The sequence below is a fragment of the Desulfovibrio sp. genome (assembly GCF_047607245.1).
In the GTDB taxonomy this organism is placed as follows: Bacteria; Desulfobacterota; Desulfovibrionia; order Desulfovibrionales; family Desulfovibrionaceae; genus Desulfovibrio.
In genome coordinates this window covers 1-8,911 of the sequence record NZ_JASGDK010000059.1, presented here as the reverse complement: position 1 = coordinate 8,911, position 8,911 = coordinate 1, and the positions used below count along the sequence as shown (strand labels likewise).

The following is an 8,911-nucleotide window of genomic DNA, read 5'->3' as shown; positions in this document are numbered from 1 at the left end:
GCGCGACAAGGTGCGCCTGCTCGGGCATGTGGACTGGAACCGCAAGCGGCCCAACGAGGTTGAGGCCGACGCCCTGGCAATCATCGGCATCGTGGACGCGCGGGACACGTCCGGGCGGTAATCATGTCGCGCTCTCTTCTGCTTGTAGAAGATAACGAGGATATCCTCGCCAATCTGTATGCGTATCTTGAACCGCTGGGTTACACGCTGGACTGCGCCCGTACCGGCAAAGCCGGGCTACAGATGGCCATTGAGCACGATTTTGACTGTATAGTTCTGGACGTCATGCTGCCGGGTCTGGACGGTATAAGTCTGTGCCGCAACCTGCGTGAAGAACACAGGCGCGCCACGCCCATAATCATGCTTACTGCGCGGGATACTGTGGCCGACAGGGTGACAGGACTTGAGGCCGGGGCCGACGATTATCTGGTAAAACCTTTTGCCTTCAAGGAACTGGAGGCCCGTATCCGGGCCTTGCTGCGGCGGGGCCGCATGCAGAGCGGTGCGGGAACAGAAGGCAAGGGCCTGTGGACCTGCGCTGACCTCGTCCTTAATGAAGAAGAGCACTGGGCTGAGCGGCAGGGGCATCGTCTGCGGTTGAGCCCAACGGGATTTCGTATTTTAAAGGAACTGCTGCGCGTTGCGCCGGGGTTGGTGCGGCGTCAGCATATGGAGCATCTGCTTTGGGGCGATGAACCGCCGGAAGGCAGTGCGCTGCGCACCCATATTCATGAATTACGGCGCGAACTGGACAAGCCTTTTGCCTTGCCTCTGCTGCATACGGTGCCACATGTGGGCTACCGCCTGAGCCCGGACCCTGCCGACGGCGGGGCGAGCTGTACTGCGGAAAATGGCATGCCATCAGGCGATACCCGGCCGGGCAGCGCTGATCTTTATGGGAAGACAGTCTGATGGCTCCCCATTCGCCGTCTTCATCGGCCTCTTCTTCTGAACCTGCAGCCGTTGCCTCTTCTTCAGTCACGCCGCCAGCCCGCAGCCGCACCGTTTTTGCGCGCCGGATACTGGTGGCTTTCGTTTTTCTGGCTCTGGGCATGGGCACCGCCCTTGGTGTTGTGGGCCATCTTTCCTTTGATTATCTGGGCACCTACCTGGTTGGCTGGCACGCGCGGCCAGTGATGGAAACCCTTATCGAAGCTGAAAAACGCGCATGGGAGGCTGAAGACAGCGGGCGCGACCAGCTGTACTACGGCGAAGATCTGGCAACGGCCATGCACTGGACTTTTCTGGTGGGCAAGCAGGTACCTTCCCAATGGCGCGAACTGCCCGACGGCCTGCACTTTGTTGAAAACGATGCCGAATTTGTTCTTGTGGAGCGCCGCGACGGCGTGGAATACATGCTTCGGGGCGGCACAGGCGGCTTTCAGGCGCTCAAGGACCGCCTCAACGGAATCCTGCTCATTTGCGCGTTGGCAGGTCTGGCTGTGGCAGTACTTATGGCAGTGGTTTTGAGCCGCCGTCTTACCGATCCTCTGCGCCGTCTCACGCTGGCGGTTGAAGGCCGTCCTGCTGCAGGAATGAGCCGCGTGGGGGCTGGCGCTTCGGCAACGCGCCATGACGGATCTGAAGCATCTGAAAAGCAGGGCACATCGGCTGCCGGGCAGGAAATTGCCACGTTTTCTACCCCCGCTGACATTCCTATGACAGATATGGATGACGAAGTGGGCGTGCTGGCCCGCGCCATTGCCGCCCGCGAGGATGCCCTTTGGCGTTTTGTGCAGCGTGAAAGCCATTTTACGGGCGATGTGAGCCACGAATTGCGCACCCCGCTGACGGTTATGCAAGGCGGGCTTGAAGTATTGGAACTGCGGCTGGAATCCCTGCCGCAGGGTGAGGAGCTTGCACCTGTGGTCAGCCGCCTTTTGCGCACGACATCCCGTATGAGCGACACGGTGCGAACCCTTTTGCTGCTGGCCCGCCGCCCGGAGGAAATACTGTTTCAGGTTCTGGATTGCGCCGTGCTTCTGCGGGACATTATCGGCGAAATGGAGCGTGAGGGGTTGGTGCGCCTCCAAGAAGCAGCCAAGCGATCTGACGCCTCTGATACACCCCTTTGCCTGTCAGAAATGACAGCGCTGATACTGGGCAGCGATCCTCTGCCTGCACAGGAAAGCAGTGAATCATCAGCCCTTGCCCCATCGGTGGAGGCATTGCGGGGAATATCCGTTGGGGCATCCGGGCAGGCATCCCCAAGGCCATCCACTGCGCCGCACGCTTTCACGCCGCCTGTTGTGACGCTGATGACATCCATGCCTGTTCACGCGCCCGCGCGCACACAAAGGGAACTGGCGACAATCATTTTCAAAAATTTGCTGGACAATGCCTGCAAGTACACGGAAAATGACCGCGCCTTTGTGATGCTGGAATCCGGTAAATTGCTGGTAGGCAACAAAGGGCGGGTGCCGCGTGATATTGATATTTTTGCGCGCGGAGTGCGCCGCGATAATAAAACTGATTTCAGTGCCAGACAGGATGGCGCAGGCAACGGGCTGGGGCTTTCCCTAGCGCAACGAGCCTGCGAACGTCTTGGCTGGCAGCTTGAACTGCTGCCCTCCGCCTATACCGGAGCGGAAGAGACAACGGTTTTTCGCCTCATTTTTCCCCCGGCAGCGCAAGGAGAAGACGTGTAATGTCAGGTTCTCAATTTAGGCCTGTTTCCAGTATATTTTCGAACCGCCGCAAACTTGTGGCGGTGGTTCTGGTTTTGCTGGCTGTTGTGGTGGGCTGGAAGCTGCTGGGCAAGGGAAACGGCCGGCCAGGCATGAGTATGGATACGCCGCCAGTGCGCGTGGCCACTGCTCTGGCTCAGGATGTGCCGCATTTTCTTAACGGTCTTGGCACTGTATTGCCCTCGGGCGACGTGCTTGTGACCAGCCGGGTGGACGGTCAGTTACAGCGCCTGCATTTTGCCGAGGGCCAGCGTGTGAAAGCCGGAGACCTGCTGGCCGAAATTGACCCGCGTCCTTTTCAGGCCAACCTGGATCAAGCTTTGGGCAACCTTGCCAAAGACAGAGCCCAGCTTGAAAACGCCCGCAAAGATCTTGAGCGCTACGCCAAACTTTCGCAAGGCAACTACATAGCAGCCCAGCAGTATGAAACACAGCGCGCGCTGGCAAAGCAGTATGAGGGCACAGTGGGGGCAGATCAGGCCGCCGTGGATTCAGCCCGCCTGCAACTGGAATACAGCCGCATCACTGCTCCCATCAGTGGCCGCCTCGGCCTGCGCAATGTGGATGAAGGTAATATGATCAAGGCCTCGGACACCAACGGCCTTGTGCGTATTACCGAAATCAGCCCATGCGACGTCATTTTCACCTTGCCCGAAAGTCAGGTGCCGCTGGTGGTGCAGGCCCTGCGCCATAGTGAAGCTCTGCCCGGTTCGCCGCCTCTGGTGGTGCAGGCTTGGGACAGGGAGCAGAAGCGCCTTCTGGCAGTGGGGCACCTTCTTTCGCTGGACAACCAGATCGACAGCGCCACCGGCACAGTGCGCCTCAAGGCCAGTTTCGCCAACAAAGATGGCGCGCTTTACCCCAATCAGTTCGTCAATGCACGGTTGCTCGTGCGTACCTTGCCGGGGGCCGTCACCGTGCCTGCTTCCGCCGTGCAACTGGGCACGCGTGGCTCTTATGTCTATGTGGTTCGCCAGAGCGAAAAAGGGCAGGATGAAGCGCAGCTATGCCTGGTCACGCCCGGCGTCAGCTCCGGCGGCCTGACTGTTATCGATAAAGGCCTTGAAGCTGGTGAAAAGGTGGTGGTGGACGGTCTGGACCGCCTGCGCGACGGTACTGCCGTGCGCGTTGCCGCCACTGTGGACACGCCTCAGGCGGAATCTGTGAATGCAACTGCCGAGTCAGACTCTAGCGCCGCCGTAGGGCTTGCCGGAAGCGCAGAAGCCGCCGGGCCAGGCGGAGTTAGCGGGAAAGGGCAGGGGCAGACGCCGCCCACCGGGGCCACGCCGCCGCCTGAAGCCAGACAGGCTCCATAAAGAAGCAGTTTTCCGTTTCAGCCTTACAGGACAAAGCCGCCATGAATCTTTCACGCATCTTTATTCTCCGCCCCATCGCCACATCCCTGCTCATGGTGGCCCTGCTGCTGTCTGGACTTCTGGGCTACCGTTACCTGCCGGTGGCGGCTTTGCCGCAGATAGACTATCCCACCATTCAGGTGCAGACGCTGTACCCCGGCGCTTCGCCCGACGTGATCGCCTCAGTGGTGACGGCTCCGCTGGAGCGTCAGTTCGGCACCATGTCGGGCCTTGTGCAGATGAGTTCGCTTTCATCTGCCGGGGCTTCGGTCATTACCTTGCAGTTTGATCTGTCTATGGCTCTGGACGTGGCGGAGCAGGAAGTGCAGGCAGCCATCAATGCGGCTGATAACCTGCTGCCTTCCGACCTGCCCACGCCGCCTTTGTATAACAAGGTCAATCCCGCAGACCCGCCGGTTATAACCCTTGCCGTCACCAGTGACGCCATGCCGCTGACCCGGCTTGAAGATCTGGTGGACACGCGCATGGCCCAGAAAATTTCACAGCTGCCGGGTGTGGGGCTGGTAACGCTTTCCGGCGGGCAGCGTCCTGCCGTGCGCGTGCAGATGAACCCCAGAGCGTTGGCCAACGCTGGCCTTACCCTGGCTGATGTGCGTACTGCCATAGCCAAGACCAATGTTAATGACGCCAAGGGCAGTTTTGACGGGCAAGAACGCGCCAGTACCATCGACTCCAACGACCAGCTCACCTCGGCAGAAGAATATGCAAATGCCATCATTGGCTACAAAGATGGCGCCCCTCTGCGTCTTCAGGATGTGGCCGATGTGGTGGAAGGGGCCGAGAATGCACGTCTGGCAGCCTATGTAGCTGGCGATACTATGAGTTTTCGTCCGGCCATCGTGCTTTCCGTGCAGCGTCAGCCAGGAGCCAACGTTATTGGCGTGGCCGACAGCGTGACGCGGCTTTTGCCCGTGTTGCAGCAGACCCTGCCGGGCAATGTGGAAGTGCGTGTGGTGACAGACCGCACCACCACCATCCGCGCCACCGTACACGATGTGCAGCTTGAGCTGCTGCTGGCCGTGGCTCTTGTTATCTGGGTTATATGGATTTTTTTGCGGAATGTGCAGGCCACCATAATTCCCGCTCTGGCCGTGCCCCTTTCACTGGTGGGCTCGCTGGGCGTCATGTATCTTGCGGGATATTCGCTCAACAACCTTACCCTTATGGCTCTTGTTATCGCCACGGGTTTCGTGGTGGACGACGCCATTGTGGTCATTGAAAATATTTCCCGCTATCTGGAGCAGGGCATGCGCCCGCTACAGGCGGCGCTGACAGGCGCTGGGCAGATCGGCTTTACCATCATATCCCTGACAATTTCGCTGGTGGCCGTTCTTATTCCCCTGCTCTTTATGGGCGATGTGGTGGGGCGGCTGTTCAGGGAATTCGCCGTCACACTGGCCGTGACCATTCTTATTTCCGCGGTCATATCATTAACGCTTACGCCCATGCTCTGCGCCGTCATGCTGCGTCCTGAGCGCCACGCAACCCAGAAAAGCGAAGGCCGTTTTTTTACGCGCCTGCTCCAGTGGTATGAATCCAGACTGGACTGGGTACTGAGCCATCAGAAATTGACCCTGACCGTAGCCGTAGGCACTCTGGTGCTGACCGTGCTGCTGTATGTGATCGTGCCCAAGGGGTTTTTTCCCGTGCAGGATACGGGCGTCATTCAAGGTATGGCCGAAGCCCCGCAGGATACTTCTTTTCAGGCTATGGCCACAAGGCAGCGCGAGCTTGCCCAGGTGATTCTTGAAGATCCGGCAGTGGAAAGCGTGGTCTTTTTTGTGGGTGTGGACGGCATCAATCAGACTATGGCCACTTCGCGCCTGAGCATTGAATTGCGCCCTCTGGAAGACCGCGACGCCCGCGCCCCCGCCATTGCCCGGCGCATTATGGAAAAAGCCGCAACGCTGCCCGGTATGACCCTCTATCTGCAACCCGTGCAGGACCTGACCATTGAAGACCGCGTATCGCGCAGTCAGTATCAGCTCACTGTGGAAGCGCTGGACAGGGCACAGCTGGATACCTGGGTACGCCGTATGGTAGATGCCTTGCGCCAGCAGCCCCAGCTGGAGCTTGTGACCAGCGATTACCAGAATCCTGGCCGCATGGCCTGGCTCAATATCAACCGGGATGCCGCCGGAAGACTTGGCATCAGTATGTCGGACATCGACAGCGCCTTGTACGATGCCTTGGGCCAGCGGCTCATATCCACTATTTTTACCCAGACCAACCAGTACAAGGTGGTGCTTGAGGTGGCCCCGCATTACCGCCAGGGGCCGCAGGATATTGAAAATATCTACGTCAAGGGCGGCGACGGCAAACCTGTGCCGCTTACGAGCATCGCCACGGTGGAAGAACGCGCAACGCAGCTTTCCATTGCGCGCCAGGGGCAGTTTCCCGCGGCCACCATATCGTTCAACGTGACGCAGGATTCCTCGTTGGGCGCGGCTGTAAAGGCGGTCAACGCTACATTTGAAAAGCTGCAACTGCCGGATTCGTTACGTATTCAGTTTCAGGGCGCTACACAGGCCTTCATGTCGTCCACCAACAATCAGGTCTGGCTTATTCTGGCTGCCATCGTGACTATGTATATTGTGCTGGGCGTTCTGTACGAAAGCTATATCCACCCCGTGACCATTCTTTCCACCTTGCCTTCCGCCGGAGTGGGAGCCTTGCTGGCGCTCATGCTGGGGGGGATGGAGCTGGGTGTGGTGGGTATTATCGGCATTATTCTGCTGATCGGCATTGTCAAAAAGAACGCCATCATGATGATAGACTTTGCCCTCGACGCTGAGCGCAATGAAGGCAAAAAGCCGCTGGCCGCCATCCGTCAGGCCTGCTTGCTGCGCCTGCGGCCCATTCTCATGACAACGATGGCGGCTCTGCTTGGCGCGTTGCCGCTTATGGTGGGCTGGGGCATGGGCGCTGAACTGCGGCGTCCTCTGGGCGTGACGATGGTGGGTGGCCTTATTGTCAGTCAGGTGCTGACGCTGTTCACGACTCCGGTGATCTATCTGTGGTTCGACCGCTTGAGCCGCCGCGTGCGCGGCAAGGGCATGTCTGAACCGGATGACGTGTCCGAAAGCGGGGGCGACGATACCGCCGCATCCCCTGCATCTGTGCGGCCCCAAGAGGGCAGGTCATGAACCGCCCACCTGAAGGCGGATCTGGCGGCAGCCCGGAAGATAAACCCCGCGTGCGCAAAAAGGCGGAACCCGGGCACAGGCTCGGCCCCCTTGTGCTGCCCCTGAATATTTCCGCTCCCTTTATCCGGCGGCCCGTGGCCACAGCTCTTTTGACCATAGCCATAACACTGGCGGGCATTGTGGCCTTTGGGCTTTTGCCCGTGGCCCCTCTGCCGGAAACGGATTTTCCCGTTGTAATGGTGCGGGCAAGTTTGCCCGGCGCAGGCGCGGAAACTATGGCCGCCACGGTGGCTACGCCGCTGGAGCGCGCCTTGGGGCGCATAGCTGGCGTGACGGAAATGACGTCAAACAGCAGCCTTGGCTCCACCCAGATCATTTTGCAGTTTGACCTCAACCGCAATATCGACGGCGCTGCCCGCGACGTGCAGTCGGCCATCAATGCGGCGCGTTCCACCCTGCCGACCATGCCGTCCAACCCTTCCTACCGCAAGGTGAACCCGGCGGGCGCGCCCATAATGATCCTGTCCATCACCTCGGATGTGCTGACACGTTCACAGTTGTACGATGCGGCGTCATCGGTGCTGGCGCAAAAAATATCCCAGCTGGCTGGCGTGGGTGAAGTCATTGTGGGCGGCGGCGCACTGCCCGCAGTGCGGGTTCAGGTCATCCCCGACGCGCTCAGCCGTGCGGGGTTGAGCATGGCCGATGTGCGCAAGGCACTTTCTTCTGCCAATGCCTATCTGCCCAAGGGACAGATTGAAAGCGACCAGAACTACTGGCTGGTGGGTGCCAACGATCAGCTGCACAAGGCCGAAGACTACAAACCGCTTATAGTGGGCCGCAACGGCGGCAGGGTCATTCGCCTCGCAGATGTGGCCGAAGTGATAGACAGCTCGCAGGACGTGCGCAACATGGCTGTTTCCAACGGCAAACCCGCTGTGCTGCTTATCGTGTTTCGCTCGCCAGGGGCCAATATCATCGAGACTGTGGACAGAGTGAAAGAAATGTTGCCCCAGTTGCGCTCGTGGCTGCCGGAGAGCGCGGATCTGGAACTGCGGATGGACCGCTCGCTGACCATCCGCGCTTCGCTGCATGAAGTGGAAAAAAGTCTGGTGCTGGCTATGGCCCTTGTGGTGCTGGTGACCTTTCTTTTCTTGCGCAACGGGCGGGCTACCAGCATTCCGGCTGTTGCTGCTCCGGTGTCGCTTATTGCCACGTTTGGAGTCATGTATCTCTGCGGCTATAGCCTGGACAACCTTTCCCTTATGGCGCTTACCGTCTCCACGGGTTTTGTGGTGGACGACGCCATTGTGGTGCTTGAAAACATCGTTCGGCGTCTGGAACTTGGCGAAAGTCCCCTGCGGGCGGCATTGCGTGGCGCAAGAGAAGTGGGCTTTACCGTAGTATCCATTTCTCTTTCACTTGTGGCTGTGTTTGCCCCCATTCTTTTTATGGGCGGCGTGGTGGGGCGGTTGTTCCGCGAATTTTCCGTGGTGCTTACCACGGCGGTGCTTGTTTCTATGGTGGTTTCGCTCACGACCACACCTATGATGTGTGCCAAGCTTTTGCGGCCCATTAACCAGAGCGAGCACGAAGCCAAGGCTGCGGCGCAGGCGCACAGGCTGTGTGCTGGTGGACTTTGTGGTGCTGTACGCAGGTTTTTCGCAAGGATAGGCGATGCGTGGGGCCGGGTGCTTTCAGG

Annotated in this window: 5 protein-coding genes; all 5 read left to right on the top strand. The window is 59.3% G+C overall.

Annotated features, from left to right (window positions below; translation table 11 throughout):
- Positions 1-123 precede the first annotated feature (123 nt).
- A complete protein-coding gene (locus tag QM579_RS04225; RefSeq protein ID WP_414997961.1) occupies positions 124-912 on the top strand; it encodes a response regulator transcription factor in 789 nt (262 codons plus the stop codon).
- The gene (locus QM579_RS04220) at positions 912-2,648 is read left to right on the top strand and encodes a sensor histidine kinase (RefSeq protein WP_414997960.1); all 1,737 of its coding nucleotides are present in this window, start codon (positions 912-914) and stop codon (positions 2,646-2,648) included. The genes QM579_RS04225 and QM579_RS04220 overlap by 1 nt, the downstream gene beginning before the upstream one ends.
- Positions 2,648-4,003, top strand: coding sequence for an MdtA/MuxA family multidrug efflux RND transporter periplasmic adaptor subunit (locus QM579_RS04215; protein ID WP_414997959.1), 1,356 nt, complete (start codon positions 2,648-2,650; stop codon positions 4,001-4,003). Before QM579_RS04220 ends, QM579_RS04215 begins: the two co-directional genes overlap by 1 nt.
- A gap of 41 nt (positions 4,004-4,044) precedes the next feature.
- Positions 4,045-7,209, top strand: coding sequence for an MdtB/MuxB family multidrug efflux RND transporter permease subunit (locus QM579_RS04210; protein WP_414997958.1), 3,165 nt, complete (start codon positions 4,045-4,047; stop codon positions 7,207-7,209).
- Positions 7,206-8,911 (top strand): efflux RND transporter permease subunit (locus QM579_RS04205; protein WP_414997957.1); only part of this gene is annotated, 1,706 nt, incomplete at its 3' end. The genes QM579_RS04210 and QM579_RS04205, both read left to right, overlap by 4 nt.

Coding starts and splice junctions, on each gene's coding strand:
- QM579_RS04225 (WP_414997961.1), top strand. CDS start 124: ATGTCGCGCTCTCTTCTGCTTGTAGAAGATAACGAGGATATCCTCGCC.
- QM579_RS04220 (WP_414997960.1), top strand. CDS start 912: ATGGCTCCCCATTCGCCGTCTTCATCGGCCTCTTCTTCTGAACCTGCA.
- QM579_RS04215 (WP_414997959.1), top strand. CDS start 2,648: ATGTCAGGTTCTCAATTTAGGCCTGTTTCCAGTATATTTTCGAACCGC.
- QM579_RS04210 (WP_414997958.1), top strand. CDS start 4,045: ATGAATCTTTCACGCATCTTTATTCTCCGCCCCATCGCCACATCCCTG.